The 24,040-nt window shown below is 71.5% G+C and carries 5 protein-coding genes; 3 read left to right on the forward strand and 2 right to left on the reverse strand.

Features of this window, described 5'->3' with window-relative positions:
- Positions 1–193: 193 nt before the first annotated feature.
- Positions 194–18,814, forward strand: a complete 18,621-nt coding sequence (locus A8G18_RS16615; RefSeq protein ID WP_084421901.1) for a non-ribosomal peptide synthetase — start codon at positions 194–196, stop codon at positions 18,812–18,814.
- A complete protein-coding gene (locus A8G18_RS16620) occupies positions 18,814–20,616 on the forward strand; it encodes a tyrosine-protein kinase domain-containing protein (RefSeq protein WP_064064741.1) in 1,803 nt (600 codons plus the stop codon). Before A8G18_RS16615 ends, A8G18_RS16620 begins: the two co-directional genes overlap by 1 nt.
- Here the strand turns inward: A8G18_RS16620 and A8G18_RS16625 are convergent.
- A complete protein-coding gene (locus A8G18_RS16625) occupies positions 20,587–21,102 on the reverse strand; it encodes an arsenate reductase/protein-tyrosine-phosphatase family protein (protein ID WP_064064738.1) in 516 nt (171 codons plus the stop codon). The genes A8G18_RS16620 and A8G18_RS16625 overlap by 30 nt on opposite strands.
- 255 nt (positions 21,103–21,357) lie before the next feature.
- On the opposite strand from A8G18_RS16625, the gene A8G18_RS16630 reads away from it, so the two are divergent.
- The gene (locus A8G18_RS16630; protein ID WP_084421899.1) at positions 21,358–22,671 is read left to right on the forward strand and encodes a DUF7159 family protein; all 1,314 of its coding nucleotides are present in this window, start codon (positions 21,358–21,360) and stop codon (positions 22,669–22,671) included.
- A gap of 18 nt (positions 22,672–22,689) precedes the next feature.
- Here A8G18_RS16630 and A8G18_RS16635 read toward each other — a convergent pair whose 3' ends face one another.
- Positions 22,690–23,979, reverse strand: coding sequence for a YibE/F family protein (locus A8G18_RS16635; RefSeq protein WP_064064740.1), 1,290 nt, complete (start codon positions 23,977–23,979; stop codon positions 22,690–22,692).
- Positions 23,980–24,040 lie beyond the last annotated feature (61 nt).

Below are 24,040 nucleotides of genomic sequence, written 5' to 3' on the forward strand. Positions count from 1 at the left end.
TTTCCGTTCGAGACGATAACCCGATTCCGAACTGGCCGACCGTTCAAGTGGTGGGTAACCGTGACTGTAAGTAAACTTCTGCACGGTGATCGTGACAGTGGAGTTGGGAGGCTCCGTCCACGATCGCACGATAGGGGAGGATTCTGCACGTCCCCTGTCCTGAATTGTGTCGGGCGAGGGCGAGGGGAGCGTGGTGCATCTACTTCCGCTGTCCCCTAGTCAGCGGGGGCTCTGGTACGCGCAAGCTCTCCATCCCGATGTGCCCTTCACGATTGCCCAGTACGTAGAACTTCGGGGCGAGCTCGATCACGACCTCGTTCGTCAGGCATGTGTGCAGGGTGCGCGCGACGTGGAGTCGGGTTTCCTGTTCCTCGTCGAGAAGGAAGGGCTTCCGGAGCAGGTTGTCGATGTCGAGTTCGACGACGACGTCCCGTACGTGGATTTCCGCTCGTGCGAGGATCCGGAAGCTGCGGCCCACCGGTGGATGAGCGAGCGATTCTCGCAGCCCATCGATCCGCTGCGCGACCGATTGATCGCGACGGCGTTGCTCCATATCGGCGACGGTCGTTACTTCCTGTCCAGCTACGTCCACCACATCGCTCTGGACGGGCACGGCGCGATGATCATGCTCAACCGCTCCGCCGAGCTGTACTCGGCGTGGATTGCGGGGGAGGAGACACCGCCCGTCACGTCGATGCCCGTCGAGAAGATCGTCGAGTTCGAGGCTGCATACACGGGGTCGAAACGTCAGACCGCCGATCGCGCCCATTGGCTCGAGCGGCTCTCCGGCCTGCCCGAGCCGATTTCACTCGTCGAAGGCGTCGCTCCGCCGACGGCGCCGGCACGCCATGCCGGCGCCGAGCTGCTGTCCGAGGTCGCCGACGCCGTGACGGCTCTGGCCTACGACGCGAACTCGACCGACGTCCCCATCGTCGTCGCCGCCTTCGCCGCATTTCTGTCGCGCGCGTGCGGCACCGACGATGTGGTGCTCACGCTCCCGGTCTCGGCGCGCACCACCGCGCCGCTGCGTCGCTCCGCCGGAGCCATCTCCAACGTCGTTCCGCTGCGGGTGCGCGTCGATCAGGCGGCGCCGGCCACCGATCTGATCCGCGACGTGCAGGTCGAGCTCACCGGCGCCCTGCGCCACCAGCGCTACCGCTACGAAGACATGCTGGCCGACCTGCGCGAGATGGGTCGCGAGCACAGCGAGACGCGCAACGCTTTCGGTCCCGTCGTCAACCTGATGATGTTCCACCCGCAGATCGCGTTCGGTGATGTCATCGGTGATTACCACGTGCAGTCCACCGGACCGGTCGACGACCTGTCGGTCAACGTCTACCCGGGCGTCGCCGGCCGCACCATGCGCGTCGATTTCGAGGCCAACCCCAATCTCTACAGCGGCGAACACCTCTCGTCGCTGCACAGCCGTTTCCTCGGATTCCTGAAGCAGTTCGTGCAGAACGCGGGCGTCGCGGTGGGCGATCTCGCCCTCGCCGGCCCGGCCGAACTCGACGGCCTGGCGCCCGCCCGTGGCCGTACCGTGCCCGAGCCGGAACTGCTGCCCGACGTCCTCACCCGTCACGCCGCGCGCGACGCCGTCGCCGTCGTGGACGGGAGCGAGAGCATCACCTACCGCGAACTCGACGCTCGCTCCGACACGCTCGCTCATGCGCTGGTCGCGGCGGGTGCCGCCCCCGAAGAACGCGTCGCGGTGCTGCTGCCGCGCTCGTTCGACTCGGTGGTCGCGCTGTGGGCCGTCGCCAAGACCGGTGCCGCCTATACCCCGCTCGACCCCGAACTTCCCGCCCGCCGCCTCGGCCAGGTGCTGCGCGACGTGCGGATCGCCGTCGCCCACGACCACCCGGCGCTGCCCGGGCACGTCACCCGCATCGCGCCGCCCGCCGACGCATCCGGTGAGACCTTCACGGCCGAGCATCGCCTGCGTCTGCTGCACGTCGACAACGCGGCGTGGATCATCCACACCTCCGGTTCCACCGGCACCCCGAAGGCCGTCGCGGTGGGCCACCGCGGTGTGTCGGCGCTCGTGTCGACGCTGCGCGATCGCTACCGAGCCGACGAGGCGTCTCGCGTGCTGCACCTCGCCGCACCGTCCTTCGACGCGTCGCTGCAGGAACTGCTCCTCGCCTTCGATGCCGGCGCCACCCTGGTGATCTGCCCGCGCGACGCCGTCGGCGGGCCGGCCCTTGCCACCCTGCTGCGCAGCGAAGCCGTCACCCACGCGATCACCGCACCGGCGATCCTCGCCGTCACCCCCGACGACGGCTTGCCCGACCTGCAGGTTCTCGACGCCGGGGGCGAAGCGCTGCCGCAGGCCGTGGCCGACCGTTGGTCCACCGGCCGCACCATGCTCAATGCCTACGGGCCCACCGAGACCACGATCCTCGCGACCCTCAGCGACCCCCTGCCGCCCGGCGCGGGTGTGCCCATCGGCCGGCCGATCGACGGCACCACCGCCGTGGTCCTCGACGCCCGCCTGCATCCCGTGCCCGCCGGCGTGATCGGCGAGCTGTATCTCGGGGGACCGGGCGTGGCGCGCGGCTACCTCGGCGCACCGGCCCTCACCGCCGAACGCTTCCTCGCCTCGCCGTTCGGTGGTCGCATGTACCGCACCGGCGACCGCGTCCGCTGGACCACCGACGGGCAGCTCGAATTCCTGGGCCGTGCCGACCAGCAGGTGAAGATCCGGGGCTACCGCATCGAACTCGGTGAGATCGAATCCGCGCTCGTCGCCGTCGACGAGGTGCAGACCGCGACCGTCACCGTCCGCGGCGACCACATCGCGGCCTACGTCGTGGGCGACGTCGACCCCGCCGATCTCACCGTCCGCCTCGCCGACGAACTGCCCACCTATCTGCGGCCGTCGTCGACCACTGACGACTTCTTCGCGCTCGGCGGTCATTCGCTCGGCGCCGCCCAGCTCGCCGCACGTCTCGGTGCCGCACTGGGCCGCGACGTGCAGTTGCGCGACGTGTTCGCCCATCCCACCGTTGCTCGTCTGGCAGCAGCCGCGGCGAAGCGACCCGAATCGGAATCGCGACCCGTCGCCACTCCCGATGCCGGGCCGTCGCCGCTGGCCCCAGCGCAGCGCCGACTGTTCCTGCTCGCCCGGGCGCACGGCGACCCGGCTGCCTACCACCTGCCGTTCGCACTGCACCTCGACGGTGCCCTCGACCTGCCGGCGCTGCAGGCCGCGGTGGTGGACGTCCTCGACCGGCACGAAACCCTCCGCACGCTGTTCCGCCTCGACGTCGACGGCCCGGTACAGGACGTGCTGCCGCTCGATCGTGCCGTCGCCGGATTCGCTCTCGAACCCGAAACCGCCGAGGGCGACGTCGAAGCGCTCATCACCGAGTGGGCGGCCGAACCGTTCGATCTCACCGCGCAGATCCCGTTCCGCATCCGTCTGCTGCGACTCGCCGACGACAAGCACGTGCTCGCCGTCGTCGCCCACCACATCGCGCTCGACGGTGCGTCGTTCGTGCCGCTCACCGCCGACGTCGCCACCGCATATCTCGCCCGCACGGCGGGGGAGGCGCCCGCGTGGACGCCGCTGCCGCTGCACTACCGGCACTACGCGCGGTGGCATCTCGATCGCCTCGGCGATCCGGCGGCATCCGACACTCGTGCCGGTCGCGAGATCGACTACTGGACACGCACACTCGACGGGCTCGCCGACGCGGCGCCGCTGCCCACCGACCGTCCCCGCAACGGCGGCTTCGGTCCCGCTGCGGCCGTGGACTTCACGGTGCCGGCCGAACAGGTCGCGGCACTGCGGGCCGTCGCCGCCGCACACGACGCCACCACCTTCATGGCCGTGCACGCCGCCGTCGCCGTGTGGCTCGCCGCCTGGACCTCCGGGCACGACATCGCCATCGGCACCGGAACGGCAGGTCGCGACCATCCCGACCTCGACGCCCTCGTCGGCATGTTCGTCGGCACCGTCACCCTGCGGACGAATGTCGACCCGGCCGAGCCGTTCACGTCGCTGCTCGCGCAGGCCCGCGACACCGACCTCGACGCCTTCGCGCACGCCACCGTGCCGTTCGACTACGTCGTCGACGCCCTGGGCTTCTCGCCCTTCCACGTGATGCTCGCCTACGACAACGTGGACGTGCCCGACCTCGAACTGCCCGGACTCACCGTGCGGCCGCAGGAGATCGCCTCGGCGCAGGCACGATTCGACGTCGAGATCTCGCTGCGCGAACTGCGCGACGGATCGCTCACCGGCCGCCTCGTCTACGACACGAAGCTGTTCGACGACGACACCATCGCCCGCTGGGTGACCCGCCTCAGCGGAGTGCTCGCGCAGGTCGCGCAGCATCCGTCGCTGCCCGTGGGCGACCTCGACCTCGGTGCCCCGGCTGTCGAGGCTGCCGAACCCGGCACGGAAGCGACCTTCGCCGAGATCATCGACCGGTCGCCGGCCTGCGTGACCGAACCCGGTGGACGGACCGTCGAGATCCGCACGGCGGCACGCCCGCTCGCGTGGACGTTGATCGAGCGGGGTATCGGGACGGAAGATCGTGTGGCCGTCGTGCTCTCGCGGTCGACGCGCTCGGTGCTCGCCGCCGCGGCCGTCGCGCTGAGCGGCGCGGCCTTCGTGCCCGTCGATCCCGGCCAGCCCGCCGCGCGGATCGCCCGGTTGCTCGGCGCATCCGGCGCGCGGTACGCGATCGTCGACGGCGAGGTCGCGTTGCCCGACGGGATCGAGCCGATCGTCTTCACCGTCGAGGGCGATGCCCGCCCGATCACCGATGCCGATCGGGTGCGACCGCTGCGCCTCGACAACACCGCCTACGTCGTCTACACCTCGGGATCCACCGGCCGGCCCAAGGGCGTGGTGGTCTCGCACCGCGGACTCGGCCCGCTCGCGCAGTCGTTCATCGAGCGCTTCGACCTGCCTGCTGCCTCCGGCACCGTCACCGACGCGCGGGTGCTGCACTTCGCGACCCCCGCCTTCGACGGCGCGGTGCTCGAATACGTCCTGGCGCTCACCTCCGGTGGCACGCTGGTGGTGGCGCCCGCCGACCTGTTCGGTGGCGACGAACTGGTGGAACTGCTTCGCGCCGAAGGCATCACCCACTGGTTCTCGACGCCCTCGGTGCCCACCCAGCTCGACCCCACCGCACTCGACGCTCTCCGCACGATCGCGATCGGTGGCGAGGCGTGGCCGGTCGAGACCGCCGAACGCTGGGCACCCGGCCGCACCCTGCTCAACGTCTACGGACCCACCGAGACGACGGTGCTCGCCACCTCGAGCGAACCCTTCGCACCGGGCGACCGGCTCACCATCGGTACCGGCCTCGTCGGCGTCACCGCGGTGGTGCTCGGCGAACGCCTGCGGCCCGTGCCCGAGGGAGTGACCGGCGAGCTGTACCTCGGGGGACAGGGCGTCGCCCGTGGATATCTCGACGCACCGGCACTCACCGCCGACCGGTTCGTCGCGAACCCGTTCGGCGCCGGACGCCTCTACCGCACAGGCGATCTCGTCCGCTGGACGGGACACGACGACGACCGCGCCCTCGAATTCGTCGGCCGCAGCGACCATCAGGTCAAGATCCGCGGTTTCCGCATCGAACTCGGCGAGATCGACGCGACCCTGCAGAACCACCCGGGCATCGGCACCGCCGTGACCGTGGTGCGCGGCGACACCCTCGCCACCTACGTGCACAGCCGCAACGGCCGCCTCGACCCGCACGAGATCCGCGAGTGGGCCGCCGAGCGGCTGCCCCGGCACATGGTGCCCGCGACCGTCACCGTGCTCGACGCGCTGCCGCTCACCAGCACCGGCAAGATCGACCGCGCGGCCCTGCCCGAGCCGGTGGTCGCCGCGACTCGCACCGACGGGTATCGCAGCGCCACCGAAGAACTCGTCGCCGGTGTCGTCTCCGACCTGCTCGATCTGCCGAGCGTCGCCGGATCCGACGACTTCTTCGCTGTCGGCGGCAACTCGCTGCTCGCGACCCAGCTCGCGGCGCGTCTGCGGGGCGTCGCCGGTCGCCGGGTGGGTGTGCGCGACATCTTCGAGCACCCCACCGTCACCGAACTCGCGAACCTGCTCGCCGAGGAACCCGCGGGCGAGCACCTGCCGCTCGTGCACGTCGACGACGACAGCGACGTACCGCTCGCCCCCGCGCAGCAGCGCATGTGGCTGCTCAACCGGTTCGACGTGGCCGACCGCGTCGACGGCGGCGATCACATCGCCTTCGCGCTCGACCTCGACGCCGACACCGATCTCGACGCGGTGCGCGCGGCCGCCGCCACGGTGGTCGCACGCCACGACTCGCTGCGCACGGTCTTCCCCGACAGCCCGTCCGGCCCGCGCCAGCACGTGCTGCCGACGGTGACACTCGACCTCGAGCCCGTCGACCCCGGCACCGCCCTCGATGCGGAACTGGCCGAATTCGCCCGTGTGCGTTTCGATCTCACCGTCGACGCGCCGATCCGCACCCGCCTGTACCGGACGGACTCCGGTTACGTGCTCGCCGTGGTGATCGACCACATCGCCGCCGACGGCCTGTCGCTGCTGCCGCTCGGACGCGACGCCGTCGCCGCCTATCGCGCCCACCGCGACGGGGAATCGCCGGACCTGCCGGCTCCGGCGGTCACCTACCGCGACTACGCGCGCTGGCACCGGGCCGTGCTCGGCGACGAGAACGACCCCGACAGCCTCGCGGCCCGGCAGCTCGCCTTCTGGAAACAGACCCTCGACGACGCGCCGCCGCTGCTCGCGCTGCCCACCGACCGTCCCCGCACCGCGGCGTCGACGGGCACCGCGGGTCGCGCGAGCTTCACGATCCCCGCCGAACTGCACGCCGCGATCGACAAGCTCGCCCGCGCCCACGACGTCACACCGTTCATGGTGCTGCACGCCGCGCTCGCGACGCTGCTCTCGGCGCTCGCCGCCACCGACGACGTCACCGTCGGCACCCCGGTCTCCGGACGCAGCGACGCCGCGGTCGACGACGTGGTGGGCATGTTCGTCGGCACCGTGCCGCTGCGGCTGCGGGTGCATCCGCGCCGCACCTTCGCCGACCTGCTCGCCGATACCCGCCGCGCCGACCTCGACGCCTTCGCCCACGCCGACGTGCCGTTCGACCGCATCGTCGACGCGGTGGGCGCCGGCACCGACGCCCACCATCCGTTGTTCCAGGTCATCCTGGCGTACGAGTCGTTCTCACTCGACGAGTTCGCGCTGCCCGGCAGTTCCACGACGATCCGCGAGATCCCGGTGGGCACCGCCCGCGTCGACCTGGAGATGACCGTCCGGGAACGTCGTTCGGAGACCGGTGTACCGGCCGGCTTGGACACGATCCTGACGTACTCGGACGAACTTTTGGATTCGCACACGATTGTGCAGTGGCAGTCGTGGTTTGTGCGTATCCTCGACTCTGTTACCGCCGATCCGGCAGTGCCGGTCGGCGGTATCGAGTTGTGCGGCGCCGACTTCACCCCCGTCGGCGCCGCGCAGCAACTTCCGGCCGAGTCGCTGCCCGAGCTGGTCGCGCAACGCGTGGCCGACGATTCCGAGGCCGTCGCCGTGGTGGGGGACGGGTACTCCCTCAGCTACGGCGCCCTGTGGTCGCGCTCGGGCGCGCTCGCCACACTCCTTCGTGAACACGGCGTCACCGCCGAGGACGTCGTCGCGGTCGCACTGCCGCGGACCCCCGAACTGGTCGTCGCGATCCTCGCCGTCTCCCGCGTCGGCGGCATCTACCTGCCCGTCGACGTCACGCATCCCGCCACGCGCCTGCAGGCCCTGCTCGACGACGCGCAACCCACCCTGGTGGTCACCGACAGCGACCTCACCGACATCCGTTTTCCCGCAGTGCGACTCGACGATCCGCAGGTGGCCGCCCGCCTCGACGACGGTGCCCTCTTCGATTTCCCGCTCGTCGCGGATCTCGGCGCCTACATCGTCTACACCTCGGGATCCACCGGCACCCCCAAGGGCGTGCAGGTGACGCACCGCAACGTGCTGTCGCTGCTCGCCGCGACCGTCGGCGAATTCGGGTTGCGCGCCGACGACGTGTGGACGCTGTTCCATTCGCCGGCCTTCGATTTCTCCGTGTGGGAGATGTGGGCGCCGCTGGGCACCGGTGCCCGCGTCGTCATGGTCGACCACCTCACCGTGCGCGACCCGGCCGCCTTCGTCGACGTGCTCACCCGCCACCGCGTGACGGTGCTCAACCAGACCCCCACGGCGTTCTACCAACTCGCCGCCACCGACCACGCGCCGCTCGACGACCTGCGGCTGCTGATCTTCGGCGGCGAAGCCCTCGACCCCGCGCGCGTACGTCCGTGGGCCGAGCGCCACCCGCACGTGCGGGCGGTCAACATGTTCGGCATCACCGAGACCACCGTGCACGTCACCTTCGGCGATGCCACCGCGACCGGCATCGGCGCGCCGCTGCCCGGTCTCGCCGTGGACGTGCTCGACTCGTCGCTGCGACCCGCACTGCCCGGCGCGATCGGCGAATTGTACGTGCGCGGAGACCAACTCGCGTGCGGCTACCGCGCCCACCCCGGCCGGACCGCGACGCGCTTCGTCGCCGCCCCGGGTGGCGCCCGCCGCTACCGCACCGGCGACCTCGGACGCCGCGACAGCAGCGGTGCCCTGCACTATCTGGGGCGCGCCGACCAGCAGATCGAACTGCGTGGCTACCGCATCGAACCCGGCGAGATCGAAGCCGCCCTGCTGCGCAGCGAGGGTGTGCGTCAGGCGGTGGTGCTGCTGCGCGACGACCGGCTCGTCGCCTATCTCGTCGGCGGCGACGCTCCCGCCGCCCTGCGCGACCTGCGCCGCAGCCTGCCCGACTATCTCGTGCCGTCGGCCGCCGTGGTCCTCGACGCGCTGCCGCTCACCGCGAACGGCAAACTCGACCGCGCCGCGCTGCCCACCCCCGACATCACCGCCGGTGGGGGAGCGGCACCGCACGGGCCGGTCGAGGAGCTGGTCGCGGACCTGTGCGCCGAACTGCTCGGGATCGCCCCCGGCACCCTCGGCGCCGACGACGACTTCTTCCACCTCGGTGGCAACTCGCTGCTCGCCACGCGTCTCGCGGGCCGCCTGTCGGATGTGCTGGACACCGATGTCACCGTGAGAGACATCTTCGAGAACCGGACCATTGCGGCCTTGACCTCATACATAACCACCAGAAGCGATACGCCTTCTCGCCGTGTGCCTCTCGTCGCCGACCCCGACGCACCGGCTCCGCTGTCGGCGGCGCAGCAGCGCCTGTGGTTCATCAACCGCCTCGACCCGCAATCCCCGAGCTACAACCTGCCGTTCGCGGTGCGGCTCGAGGGGAACCTCGACATCGGCGCTCTCGCCGCCGCCGTAGGCGACGTGCTCGAACGGCACCGCACGCTGCGCACCGTCTACCCGGCCGCCGACGAGTACACCGTGCTGCCCGCGGCACGCCCCGATCTCGAACCGGTGGCCGTGCCCGAAGACGCCCTCGACGAGTTCGTCCGCGATTACGCCACCACCGGTTTCGATCTCACCGTCGAACCCCCGGCCCGCCTGCGGCTGTACCGGACGGCACCCGACCGGCACGTGCTGCTCGTCGTCCTGCACCACATCGCGGCCGACGGCTGGTCGCTCACGCCGCTGCTGCGCGACATCGCCGTCGCCTACGAAGCCCGCCTCACCGGCGCGGCCCCCGAGCTGCCGACACTGCCCGTGCAGTACACCGACTACGCGCGCCGGCAGCGCAGCATCGCCGACGAGCAGATCCCGTACTGGCTGGACGAACTCGCCGGCCTGCCCGACGAGGTGACCCTGCCCGGCGACCGGCCGCGACCCGCACAACCCACCGGACACGGTGCCGCCCACACCGTCTCGCTCGACGCCGATCTCGTCCGCGGTCTGCACGCCCTGGCCCGTGAGGGTCGCGCGACGGTGTTCATGGTGCTGCACGCCGCGCTCGCGGCGCTGCTCGCGCGGCACGGTGCCGGTCGCGACATCCCGATCGGCACCGCCGTCTCCGGTCGCGGCGACCCGCAGCTCGACGACGTCGTCGGTATGTTCGCCGGCACCCTCGTGCTGCGCACCGACGTCGATCCCGGCGTCACCTTCGCCGAGCTGCTCGCGCAGGTGCACCGCCGCGACCTCGCGGCCTACACGAACCCCGACGCGCCGTTCGAGACGCTCGTCGAGAAGCTGCGGCCCGCCCGCAGCGAAGCGCGGCACCCGCTGTTCCAGGTGGCGCTGTCGCAGGCGCGGCCCGTCGCCTCGACCTTCGCGCTGCCCGGCCTGACCGTCACGGCCGAGCCGGTCGACACCGAACACGTCAATGTCGACGTGCAGGTCACCGTCACCGAGCAGCAGGACGGCATCGACCTCGAATTCTTCTACAGCACAGACCTGTACGACGCCGACACCGTCGCCGCCTACGCCGATCGTCTGCGCGCGATCCTCAGCGCGGCCGTCGCGGATCCGGATGTGCGGGTCGGGGAGATCGACCTGCACGGCGACACTGCTCTGCCCGCCGTGGGTGCCACACTGGGTGCGCCGCGATCGCTGCGGCGGTGGCTGGCGCAGGGTGCGGCCGCCGGTGGCGAGGAACTCGCGATCGTCGACGGCGACCGCGAACTGTCGTATCCCGAACTGCTCCACTACTCCGACGCTCTCGCTGCACGCCTGCAACTCGCCGGTGTGCGTCCGGGCGATCCGGTGGCGTGCGCCTACCCGCGCTCGCTCGAATCGGTGCTCGCCGTGTGGGCCATCATCGGCGCCGGTGCCGCACCGATGCTCGTCGACCCCACCGCCCCCACCGCGCGCCTGGCCGAGATGCTCGCCGAGGTGCGCGTGGGGGTCGGTGAAGCACCGGCACTTCCGACGAGCGTGCGGTGGCTCGAGGTGACCTCCGACGACGAGCATCCGCTCGCCGACGTCGTCGACCCCGCACCCGACGCCCCCGCCTATTTCGTCTTCACCTCCGGCACCACCGGAAATCCCAAGGCCGTCACCGTCACCCAGCGCGCCGCGAGCGCGTTCGCCGAGGACATCGGCGAATACATCGCGGCCGTCCCGGGCGATCGCGTACTGCACGTCGCGGCACCGTCGTTCGACGCCGCGATGCTCGAGATGCTCACCGCCGGCATCGCCGGCGCGACGCTCGTGGTGGCCGGCGCCGACGGCTACGGCGGCGCCGCCCTCGGTGATCTGCTCGACAGCGCCGCCATCACCCACGCGATGATGACACCGTCCACTCTCGCCACTGTGCCGGTGCGCGACCTGCCCGCCCTGCGCACCCTCGTGCTCGGCGGCGACCGCCTGACCCGCGAGATCGTCGACCGCTGGAGCGGCGGGCGCACTCTGATCAACAGCTACGGCCCGGCCGAGGCCACGATGTTCGTCACCAACTCGCAGCCCCTGCGCCCCGGCGACGACATCGTCATCGGCACCCCCGTCCGCGGCGTCACCGTCGAGGTGCTCGACGAGCGGCTGCGTCCCGTGCCCGCCGGAGTGGTCGGCGAACTGTACGTCTCGGGACCGCGACTCGCGTCGGGCTACCGCGACGCCGCCGCACGCACGGCAGCGCGCTTCGTCGCCGGACCCGACGGCCGCCGCTACCGCACCGGCGACCTCGTGCGCTGGACCCGCGCCGGTGCACTCGAATTCGTGGGCCGCAGCGACAACCAGATCAAGCTGCGCGGCGTGCGCATCGAACCCGGCGAGATCGACACCGCCCTCACCGCACTCGACGGCGTCGAACGGGCGGTGACCCGCGTGCGCGGAGGTCGCCTCGTCTCGTACGTCACCGGCGGGAACCTCGACGGCTCCGACCTGCGGGCGCAGCTGCGCAGCGTCCTGCCCGCACACCTCGTGCCCACCGCGATCGTGCCGCTCGCCGCGATCCCGCTCACCTCCCACGGCAAGGTCGACGCCGCCGCGCTGCCCGAACCCACCGCCGGTGACGGCAGCGAACCGCGCACGGAGACCGAGGCGCTCGTCGCCCGGATCATCGGCGACGTCCTCGGCGACGGTGCGACGGTGGGACGCACCGACGACTTCTTCGCCGTCGGCGGCAACTCGCTGCTCGCCACCGTCCTCGTCGGACGCCTGCGCGACGAGACGGGCACCGAGGTGCCGCTGCGCACCGTCTTCGCGAACCCCACCGTCGACGCACTCGCGGCCGCTCTCGACGCCGGTGGTTTCGACACCGGTGCCGGGCCCGCCGCGGTCTCGCCGCGACCGGCACGGATCCCGCTCGGCCGCGCGCAGCGCCGCCTGTGGGGTCTGAGTTCCCTTGCCCCCGATGCGTACCGGCTGCGCAGCGAGGTGAGCCTGAGCGGACCGCTCGACCTCGGTGCCCTGCAGGCCGCGCTCGGCGACGTCGCGCTGCGCCACGAGATCCTGCGCACCGACTACATCGTCGACGGCGACGGGGTGTACCAGCAGATCCACGAGGCGCCGCGCAGCGACCGGTGGCGCGTGCGACTCGAACGCACCGGCCCCGACCGGCACGTGCTGCACCTCGACGTCGACCATTCGATCGCCGACGGCACGTCGCTGCGACCGTTGCTGCGCGACCTCACCATCGCCTACCTCGCCCGGGTGAACGGCACGGCCCCGCAGTGGGAGCCGCTGCCGCTGCAGTACGCCGACTACGCCCTGTGGGAAGCCGAACGCGGTATCCCCGAACGCGACCTCGAGCACTGGCGCCGCGCCCTCGACGGACTGACCGTCACCGAACTGCCCGCCGACGCCCCCGGAACCGACACCGGGGCGCGCAGCGTCGACTTCACCGTGCCCGCCGATGTGCGCGACGCGCTCGCCGAACTCGCCCGAGCGCACGGCGCCACCGAGTTCATGGTGCTGCACGCCGCGCTGTCGGTGCTGCTCGCGCGACTCGGCGGCAGCGACGACATCGCCGTCGCCGCGGTGGTGGGCGGACGCCGCTGGGCGCAGCTCGAAGAGCTCGTCGGGCCGTTCCTCGACACGCTCGTGCTGCGCGCCCGCGTGGCCCCCGACATGTCGTTCACCGGGTTGCTCGGCCAGGTCCGCGATTTCGACGTCGCCGCCTTCGACCACGTGACCGTGCCCTACGAGCAGCTGCTGTCGGAGCGGCAGAGCGGTGCACCGCAGGTCGCGCTGGCGTTGCAGGACTTCGGCATCGGCCCGATCACCCTCGGCGAGCTCACCGTCGAGGCCCGCGAAATCCTCGACGACACACCGAAGTTCGACCTGCAGTTCACCCTCGCCCCGCGCCCCGGCGGCTACACCGGCACGCTCGTGTTCGACGCCGCCCGCTTCACCGGCCGCACCGCCGAACTGCTCGCCACCCGATTCGTCGCGCTCCTCGAGGCCGTGGCCGGCGCACCCGGCAGCACCATCGGTGAAGTGGCGGTCGACACCCCGGCGCCCGCCCTCGACGGCGGCGAACCCGCCCCGGCACGCACGCTCGCCGAGATGCTGCGCGCCACCGCCGCCGCACATCCCGATCGCGAGGCCCTGCGCGGCGACGGCGAATCGCTCACCTACCGCGAACTCGACGAGCAGTCCGACACCCTCGCCTGCCGGTTGCGGGCCGAGGGCGCGCGGGACGGGAAGATCGTGCGCATCGACGCCCCGCGCAGCGTCGACTACATCCGCACCCTGTGGGCGATCACCAAGACCGGTGCGGCCTTCACACATTCGCGGCAGGCGGGGGAGACGTGCCTGCCCGGCACCGCCTACGTCGTGTCCACCTCCGGCTCCACCGGCACCCCGAAGCGGGTCGCGGTGACGCACCGCGGACTCGCCCCGCTCGCCGCCGAAGCGGCCGAGCGATACCGGGTCGAGCCCGGCGACCGCGTGCTGCACGGCTATTCACCCGAGTTCGACGCGGCACTGCTCGAACTGCTGCTCGCCCACACCACCGGCGCGACCCTCGTCGTCGCACCCCCGGACGTGTATGCGGGTCAGGACCTGCACCGCTACCTCGCCGAGCAGCGCATCACCCACTACCTGTCGACCCCCACCGTGCTCGGCACCCTCGACCCCGAGGGCCTGCCCGACCTGAAGGTCGTCGCCTCCGGAGGCGAATCGCTGTCGCCGTCGCTCGCGGCACGCTGGGCCGACGGCCGCGTGATGCTCGACGCGTACGGGCCGACCGAGGCCACGATCGTCGCGACCCTCGTCGATATCGAACCCGGCACCCGCCCGAACATCGGTAAGCCCGTGCCCGGCACCGTCGCCCACGTGCTCGACGCGCGACTGCGTCCCGTCCCGGCCGGCGCCGTCGGCGAGCTGTACCTCGCCGGTGAAGGCCTCGCCGCCGGTTACCTCGACGACCCGGCCCGCACCGCCGAACGCTTCGTCGCCGCCCCCGGCGGCGCACGCATGTACCGCACGGGCGACCGCGTCCACCGCCGCGTCGACGACACCCTCGGCTATCTCGGCCGCACCGACCGCCAGCTCAAGGTGCGCGGCGTGCGCATCGAACCCGGCGAACTCGAGGCGACGCTGCTCGCCCAGCCCGGTATCCGGCAGGCCGCGGTGGTCGCGGTGGCGGGCACGCTCGTCGCCTTTGCGGCCGGACCGGACCTGTCGGCCGACGACATCACCGCGCGCGTCGCGCTCGTCGTGCCGCCGCACCGCATGCCCACCCGCGTGCACGTGCTCGACCAGTTGCCCCTCACACCCAACGGCAAACTCGACGTCGCCGCACTCGAACTGCACGATACCGCCGCACTCGACGACGATGCCGCCCTCGACCGGCCCCTCACCGACGCCGAGGACCTCGTGGTCACCGTCGCCGAGGACGTGCTCGGTGCCCGTCCGGCCGCGCACCGCGGGTTCTTCACCGCCGGCGGCGACTCGCTCTCGGCCGTCGTCTTCGCCGCGCGGCTGAGCGAGGCGTTCGGCACCGACGTGCCGGTGCGCGAGGTACTGGCCGCCCCCACCCTCGCTGCGCTCGCCGCCCGCATCGAATCCGGCGACGACCATCGCATCGCGCTGCGCCGCTACGACGACGACACCCCGCCGCCCATCGCCCCCGCGCAACGCCGCCTCGGCATCGTCGCGCGCGCCGAGACCGGCACCGCCGGCTATCTCGTGCCGGTCGTGCTGTCGCTGACCGGCGACCTCGACGTCGACGCCCTCGCCGCCGCGGTGAGCGACGTCGTCGACCGGCACCGCGTGCTGCGCACCGCCTTCACGGGCGACGTGCAGGTGCTCGCCGACCCGCCGGTGCTCGAACACTCCGCGCCGGACGATGTCGCCGCGGCCGTGACTGCCACGATCACGACCCCCTTCGACATCACCGCGCAGGCGCCGATGCGGATCCGGTTGTTCGACGCCGAACCCGGCCGCCGGGTGCTCGCCGCCGCCGTGCACCACATCGCGTTCGACGGCGCGTCCGTCGCACCGCTGCTCACCGATCTCGCCGCCGCCTACGCCGCGCGTCGCGGGGGAGCGGCGCCGGTCTTCGAACCGCTGCCCGTCACCTACGGCGACTACGCCCGCTGGCAGCACGAACTGCTCGGCGACGCCACCGATCCGGGCTCGCTCGCGGCCCGCCAACTCGGCTACTGGACAACCGCACTCGCCGGCCTGCCCGACAGCCCGCTGCCGCTGCCCGCCGACCGGCCGCGCCCCGCGCAGCCGAGCCACCGTGGCGCGCAAATCGTCTCGACTCTCGATGCCCAGACCCATCGTCGCCTGCGGGAGGTGGCGCGCAGCCACGACGTGACGGTATTCATGCTCGTCCACGCCGTCTTCGCCGCGATGCTCGCGCGTCGCAGCGGACGCACCGACATCGCCGTCGGCACAGCGATCGCGGGTCGCACGGATGCGCGCCTCGACCGGCTCGTCGGCATGTTCGTCGGCACCGTGGTGCTGCGCACCGCCGTCGACCCGTCCCGGCCGTTCACCGAACTGCTGCGCGAGGTGCGGGCCACCGATCTCGGGGCACTCGCGCACGCCGACGTGCCGTTCGACGAGGTCGTCGCCCGGCTCGCGCCGCGCCGCGATCCGTCGTACAGCCCGCTCTTCCAGGTGCTGCTCACCCACCGCGTCGAGGTCAAGGAGGCGCTGCCGCAGTTGCCGGACGTGCAGGTCGCCGACACCGATGCCGGGGAACCGGCCGCGCAGTTCGATGTGGTCGTCGAGCTCGTCGAACGCGAGGCCGGACTGGACCTGCGCCTGGTGTACGCGACGGACCTGTTCGACGCCACCACCGGCGACGCGATGCTCACCGACCTCGTCGCGATACTCGCCGCCGCGCTCGCCGAACCCGAGCGTGCCGTCGGCGATCTCGCCGTGCCGGTGCCCGAGCCGCTGTCGGCGCCCGCCGTCGAGCCGCGCACCCTGCCCGAGATCCTCGCGACCAGCGTCGACCGGCATCGCGGACGCATCGCGGTGCGCTCGGGCACCGTCGCCTGGACCTACGGCGGACTCGACGCCCGCGCCGACGAGATCGCCTCCGTGCTCGCCTCGCACGGCGTGCGACGCGGCGACCTCGTGGCGATCGCGGTGCCGCGCAGCGAGTACTGGCCGCTCGCCGTCTGGGCGATCACGAAACTCGGTGCGGCCTGGGTGTCGGTCGACCTCACCCAGCCCGACGCGCGCAGCGCCGCGATCCTCGCCGGCTCCGGTGCCCGCATCGGCCTGACCGTCGGCGACCGCGAACTCGGCCACGTGACGTGGATCGACCTCACCGCCGACCGCAGCATCGACTTCGACGCCGTCGAACCACCGCGCCCCGCAGTGACATCCGGCGATCTCGCCTACACGATCTACACATCCGGCACCACGGGCACCCCCAAGGGCGTCGACGTCACCCATCGCGGACTCGCGGCGCTGCTCGACGTCCAGAGCACTCTGCTCGGCCTCGGACCGGAATCGCGTGTACTGCAGGTCGCCTCGCACACCTTCGACGCCGCGATCTTCGAACTGCTCTCCGCCCACGCGCACGGCGGCGCCCTCGTCATCGCCCCCGATCACACCTTCGCCGGGGAACCCTTGCAGGAGTTGATCGTCGACGAGCGCGTCACGGACCTCAACCTCACGCCCACCGTGCTCGGCACACTCGACCCCGAGGCGTTCGAGCCCACGACGATCGTCGCCGCAGGTGAATCGCTGCCCGGTGCGCTGGTGAGCCGCTGGTCGCGGCACCGGATCGTCAACGGTTACGGGCCCACCGAGTTCACCGTCGCCGTCTCGTATTCCGCTCCGCTGAGCGGCGGCGAGAAGCCGGGCATCGGCACGCCCGTCGCCGGTGCCGGCGCCTACGTGCTCGACTCGCGCCTGCACCCCGTGCCGCGCGGCACCGTCGGCGAACTCTACGTGACCGGCGACAGCATCGCCCGCGGGTACCGCTACGAATCCGGTCTCACCGCAACACGATTCGTCGCCGACCCGTTCGGCGACGGCGGGTCGCGGCTGTACCGCACGGGCGACCTGGTTCGGATCCTGCCGAACGGGGTACTGGATCACGTGGCCCGCATCGACGATCAGGTGAAGATCCACGGGATCCGCATCGAACCCGCCGAGGTCGACGCCGCGCTGCTGACCCGCCCCGGCATCGCCGCGGCCGTCACCGTGCCGCAGCCCGGGCGGGCCGGAGACACCGTGCTCGTCTCCTACATTCAGCCCGAGACCGGCACCGCACCCGACGTCGCCGCACTGCGCCGCGCGCTCGTCGCCGAGCTGCCCCGGCACCTGCGGCCGGCGAGCATCACCGTCGTCGACGCGTTGCCGCTGTTGCCGTCCGGCAAGGTCGACCGTGCGTCGCTGCCCGAACCCGACGGCACGACCGACGAACCGCTCGTGGCGCCGCAGGGACGCATCGCGCAGACCGTCGCCGCAGTGTTCGCCGCCCACCTCGACCTGCCCGTCGACGAGATCTCCGCCGACCGCGGATTCTTCGACCTCGGAGGCAGTTCCATCGGAGCCGTCGGTGTGGCCGGTGAACTGCGCGACGCCCTCGGCGCCGACGTCCCCGTCGAATGGCTGTTCACCAGCCCGGATCTCGCCGCTCTCGCCGACCGCATCGAACACGGCCGCAGTAATGACGAGCGCGACCCGCGCAGCGACGACGACCGCGACCCGCTCGGCAGCATCGTCGAGATCGCCGGTCGCGGCGACGAACGGCCCCCGCTGTTCTGCGTGCACCCCATCAGCGGACTCGCCTGGATGTACGCAGGATTGGCGCCTCATCTGGGCGGCCGCACCGTCTACGGTCTGCAGGCAACGGGCTTCGACGACATTCCGGACAGCATCGGCGAACTCGCCGCGCGGTATGTCGCCGAGATCCGTAAGGTGAACGCCGATGGTCCCTACCACCTGCTGGGCTGGTCGGTGGGCGGCACCATCGCACACGAGATGGCTGTGCAACTACGCGAGCGCGGTGAGCAGGTCGGTGCGGTAGTGCTGCTCGACACCCTCACACCCGAGACCTTGCCTGCCGAGCCCCATCCCGCGGCAGAGAACGTGCCCGACATCGCCGGGCTGCCCGAAGAACTCGTCGCCGAGGTCCGCCGCCGCACCGACGCCGCCGCGCAGGCCGTCGAAACCGCGGTGCGCAGGCACACCCTCAGCGAATACGACGGCGACATCGACCTGGTGGTCGCCGCACCCGATCTCGACCGGCACCCAGACCTCGCTGCCACCTGGCAGCGATATGTGCGCGGTCTCGTCGTCGAACATCCGGTGCCGTTCACGCACTCGGAACTGGCCGATCCGGACGCGGTGCGTGCGATCGGCCCGGTGCTCGACAGCGTGCTCGAGCGCCACGACGACCCCCACACCGCGCCCACCGGGTGCGCACGCAGTGTTACCGCAACGAGGGAGACGCCCTGATGGAAGTACATGATTACCTGCGAATTCTGCAGGCGAGGTGGAAGATCGTCGCCGTCACGACGGTGGTGGCGGTTCTTGCCGCACTCGGCGCCTCCCTGCTGACCACGCCGCAATACGAAGCCAAGACACGCCTGTTCGTGTCGACCTCGTCGGGCGCGTCGGTGCAGGAGATCTACCAGGGCAACCTGTTCTCGCAGCAGCGCGTCACCTCCTACACCCAACTGCTCGAAGGCACCACCCTCGCGCAGCGCACCCTCGACACGCTCGGTCTGGGCGACCTGTCGGCCGTCGACCTCGCCGGCAAGGTCACCGCCTCGTCGACCCCCGACACGGTGCTCATCGACACCGCCGTCACCGACGAGTCGCCGGAGCGTGCCCGCGACCTCGCCAACGCACTGTCGGACGAATTCGTCGTCATGGCACGCGAACTGGAGACCCCCGAGGACGGCGGCCCGCCCACCGCCCGCGTGGTGGTCGAGCAGTACGCGGCCACTCCGTCGTCGCCGGTGACGCCGAAGACCACGCGGAACGTCGCGCTGGGCCTGGCCGTCGGTCTGCTGCTCGGTATCGCCCTCGCGGTGCTGCGCGACCGCCTCGACAACACCATCAAGGACCGCAGCGCCGTCGAGGAACTCGCCGGCACCGGTGTGGTGGGTGTGATCCCGCTCGACAAGGCCCGGCACGAGGACCCGGCGATCGTGTTCGCCGACGCCAACAGCGGCGACGCCGAGGCCTACCGCGAGATGCGGACCAACCTGCAGTTCCTCGAGGTCGACAACCCGCCGCGCGCGATCGTCATCACCAGCTCGCTGCCCAGTGAGGGCAAGACCACCACGGCCGTCAACACGGCTCTCGTGCTCGCCGAGGCCGGCCACTCTGTGGTGCTCGTCGAGGCCGACCTGCGCCGTCCGCGCGTGACGAAGTACCTCGGCACGCTCGGCGACGCCGGCCTGTCGACCGTGCTGGCGAACCAGGCCACCCTCGAGGACGTGCTCCAGCCGACCCGCTTCGACGGCATGTGGGTGCTCGCCGCCGGCGGACTGCCGCCCAACCCGTCCGAGCTTCTCGGGTCCGCGCACGCCCGCGAGGTCATCGAGGACCTGCGGTCGCGCTTCGACTACGTCATCATCGACGCGCCGCCGCTGCTGCCCGTCACCGACGCGGCGATCCTGACGAACATCGCCGACGGCGCGCTGCTCATCGCGCGCTACGGCAAGACCACCCGCGAGCAGTTCGCGCGGGCCGTCGGCAACCTGCGTGCGGTCAACGCCCCCGTGCTGGGCACGATCCTCGCGATGACCCCCACCAAGGGTCGCGGCACGGCCTACGAGTACCGGTACTACTACAGCTCCGACAAGGACGGCGCCGCTCCGGCCGCCCGGACGAGCACGCCGGCGGCGCAGCGCGTCGATCCGTCGGGGCAGACCGCACCGGCATCTCGGACGGCCCCGGCACCTCGGCCGGCCGAGCCGGCGCGAGAGGCACAGCCGGCACACTCGGCACAGCCGTCGCAGCCGACCCCGTCGGCGCCCGCCCAGGAAACGGCCCGGCCGCAGAACGGTCACCGTCACGTCGAGCCGCCGGCCACGCAGGCCTACCCGGCGCCGAGCAACGACGCCTACCACTACCGCGCCGCGGAGCAGTTCCCGCCCGCGCCGCAACCCGCCTCGGAGCGCTACGGCAGCGAGCCCTACCAGGCGCCGCAGGCGTACTCCTCCGCCGAGCCGCTGTCGCGACCCGTGGTGCACGCACCGCGGCGCCCGGTGAACGATTCAGGAACGGAGACCGGCGAGGAGAGGTAGCAGCAGGTCGGCGATCTCGGATCCGACCGCGACGAACGTCTCCTCGTCGCGGCCGATCGGGTCGACGATGTCCTCCGGCCCGGGCGCAGACATCTGCGCCCGGGCCGTCGCCAATTCTGCGACGGTCTGTGCTCCGGTGGCCTCGTGCAGCCGGGCCGCCTCACGCAGAGTGAACGTCGCGCGCATCCTGCGCGGCGCGAGCTGGATCACCTTGGCCCGGTGCCGCTCGCTCATCGTGATGATCATGTCGGAGTCCTCCGCGATCTGCGGTGTGATCCGACGCGCGGCGAAACCGTCCGGATCGCCTCCGAGCTGCTGCAACACGAGTGCTGCGGTGGGTTCCATGCCGTAGCCGACCATGGCCCGGGTGCCGGCGCTGTGCGCCGAGAGATCATCGCGGCCGACCTCGGACGCGTACGCGGTGGTCAGCCTCTCTGCGGTCGGTGAGCGGCAGATGTTTCCGGTACACACATAGAGAATCCGCATCCGGCGATCCTATGGGAGAGGCCTTCGGGGTGCTCGGTCCCGGTGTATGTCACCCTAACGGCCCTGGTGACTCGCCGGTAACGTTCTGTACCATCGTCGGTGATTTCGGGCGCCGGGGGAAGCTGACGCAGCTGGCGCAACCAACGTCGAAGGCGGCTGATGAGTTCTATTCTCGGTGTAACCGTGGGGGAGAGCGCCGTTCGGGTGGTGCGGCCGGTGGATCGAACATCCCCGACCGCAGGATTCCAGTTCCAGGTGGTCGAGACGGGTAAGGACGATCCGGCGCGTCTGGCTGCGGGCACCCTCGGGGTGCTCTTCCAGACGGGTGTCGCGGGCGACCCGATCGAGCGTGTGGGGTTGGTCTACCGCGACCAGGCCCAGGCCGATCGGCTGCGCGCGGCGATGGCCGTCGAACACATCGACCGCTACCTGCTCGTCTCCGAACCCGAGGCCGCGGTCACCTATCTGCAGGCCACCGGAGAACTCGGGAGCAACACCGCAGTCTTCTACGACCTCGGCGACGCCGGACTCACCGTCACCGTCGTCGACCTCGTCTCCCGGGAAGTGCTCGCCGAACGCACCGACAGCATCGGCGGCCGGGTCTTCGACAACGTCATCCGCGACCACCAGCTCGACACCAACGGCGTGTGGCGACCCGACGACCCCGCCACCGACGACGAACTGTCGGCGCAGTGCCGCGAGGCCAAGGAGAAGCTCTCGCAGAGCGACACCGTGGCGGTGCCGGGCGCTGCCGGGGTCGTACTCATGTCGCGCGAAACCTTCGATCCGCTCATCGGTCAGTGCGTCGAGTCGTCGGCCCAGTTCGTGCACCAGGTGATCTCCCGTGCCGGTCGCAACCCGGAGGCAGTGGTCCTGATCGGCGGCGGTGCGCACATCCCGCTCGTACAGGAGGTGCTGCGCTCCTGGCTCGGCCTGCCCCTGGTGGTGCCGCACGAGCCCGAACTCGTCCTCGCCAAGGGCGGGGCCATGGCCGCCGCGCAACCGGCCACCTCGCAACCGGTGAGCACCCTCACGCGCATCGTGCCGGGCCGGCCCCCGTCGACGAGCGCCGACACCGAGCAGATCCCGGTCGTCGCCACCGCGGCCGCTGCGCCCACGGCTGCCGCCACCGGCGCGGAGTCCGCCGACGCGAAGAAGCCGTGGTGGTCGTCGCTGGCCGGTCGCGGTCCGTCGGTCAGCGGCAGGCAGATCTCCGGCGCCGGGATCGCGGGCACGGCCCTCGCAGTGGTCGCGGTCATCGGCGTGGCGCTGAGTACCGGATTCACCGGTGCCTCCGCCGACGAGACGAGCCCGACCCAGTCGTACGTCCCGCCCACCACCAGCGCGCCGCGTCCGAATCCGGCACCGGCTGTAGCTCCCACGGAGGTCACCACGACCACCTCGGCCACTCCGGAACCGGTCCCGACGACCTACACACCGCGCCCCGTCCCGCCGGCACCCGAGCCGGAACCCGCGCCGCCGCCGCCGACCATTCCGGGTCTCGGTGTGCCGTTGCCGCCGCTGCCGACGATCGAGCTGCCGCCGCTGCCGCAGATCCGCCTGCCCTGAGGTCGCCGAGTCCCCGGCTCACGCGCGTCGCGCGTGCCGGCCACTCGTCTGTCGTCCGGGTGCATCGGTGCGCGCGAGCACGGCGGCGATCGCCGTGGTGAGCGGCACCGACAAGGTGAGCGCGATGCCGCCCACGCATGCGCGGACCACCTCGATGGCCACGGCGTCACCGGTGATCACGTCGGTGATCGACCGCCCGGCCACCGAGAACAACAGCAGCAACGGCAACGCGCCGCCCGCATAGGCGAGGACGAGCGTGTAGACGGTGCTCGCGATGTGGTCGCGGCCCACGCGCATCGCCGCCGAGAAGATGTCCCGGCGCGACGAGTCGGGATCGAGCCCGGCGAGTTCGAACGCCGACGACGCCTGCGTGATGGTGACGTCGTTGAGCACACCGAGCGAGCCGATGATGAATCCGGCCAGCAGCAGGCCCGAGATCGACACGTGCCCGATGTACAGCTGCACGTCGGTGTTCTGTTCCTCCGACAGACCGGTCAGGTGCGTCAACCGGATCGCGGCATAGGACAGCACGGCCGCGACGACCATCGAGGCGAGGGTGCCGAGCAACGCCGAACTCGTCCGCAGATTCACGCCGTGCGCCAGATACAGCACCGCGTAGAGGATGAGCGCACCGCCGACGAGCGCGACCGGCACCGCGGGTTTGCCGTCCAGGAGCGCCGGAAGCATGAACACCACCAGCACGCCGAACGCGACACCGAGGCCGATCAGGGCGCGCAGACCGCGCCACCGGGCGATCGCGACGACGACGATCGCGAAGGCCGCGACCACCGCCGCGAGCGGTAAGCCGCGGGCGTAGTCGTAGAAGGAGTACTGGGTGGTGCCCGACGGGTCGGTCTGGCGGACGAGGCGGATCTCGTCGTCGGCCTGCAGTTCCGGTTGGCCCGGGCCCGGGATCACCTCGAGGAGCGTGCGGGCGCCGTCGTCGGGCCCGGATTCGATGGCGACGATGCTGCGTTCGCAGGCGAAGGTGTCGACCGCGGGCGGGGACGGTTCGCCGGTGAAGACGCGACCGAAGGACGGGCTTCCGCACGGCCCGGTGTTCTGTTCCACGACCGTCCCGGCCTCGGTGACGACTGCGCCGCCGTCGGTGGTCCGGAAGGGGGCGGGGATGTCCACGGAGCGGCTGCTCGGCCACAGCAGAGCGGTGCCGAAGAGCACCAGCAGGCCGATCCCGGTCAGCAGGCCGACGACGATCTTCGCGGCGATGGGGCCGAGGGGTGTAGGACTTTCGGCCTGTCCATGTCCGTGTCCGTGGCTGTGGCCGAAATGCCCATGTCCGTGACTCACTCGAACAGGCTAGCCAAGGCGGCGGGGAAAGATGGGCTGGTGGTGGCGGGGAGCAGGGGGG

This window comes from Rhodococcus gordoniae, assembly GCF_001646655.1.
GTDB classification, from domain to species: domain Bacteria; phylum Actinomycetota; class Actinomycetes; order Mycobacteriales; family Mycobacteriaceae; genus Rhodococcus; species Rhodococcus gordoniae.

Bases quoted from the DNA above. Each gene is read 5' to 3' on its own strand.
- A8G18_RS16620 (WP_064064741.1), top strand. From the start codon at position 18,814: ATGGAAGTACATGATTACCTGCGAATTCTGCAGGCGAGGTGGAAGATC.
- A8G18_RS16625 (WP_064064738.1), bottom strand. From the start codon at position 21,102: ATGCGGATTCTCTATGTGTGTACCGGAAACATCTGCCGCTCACCGACC.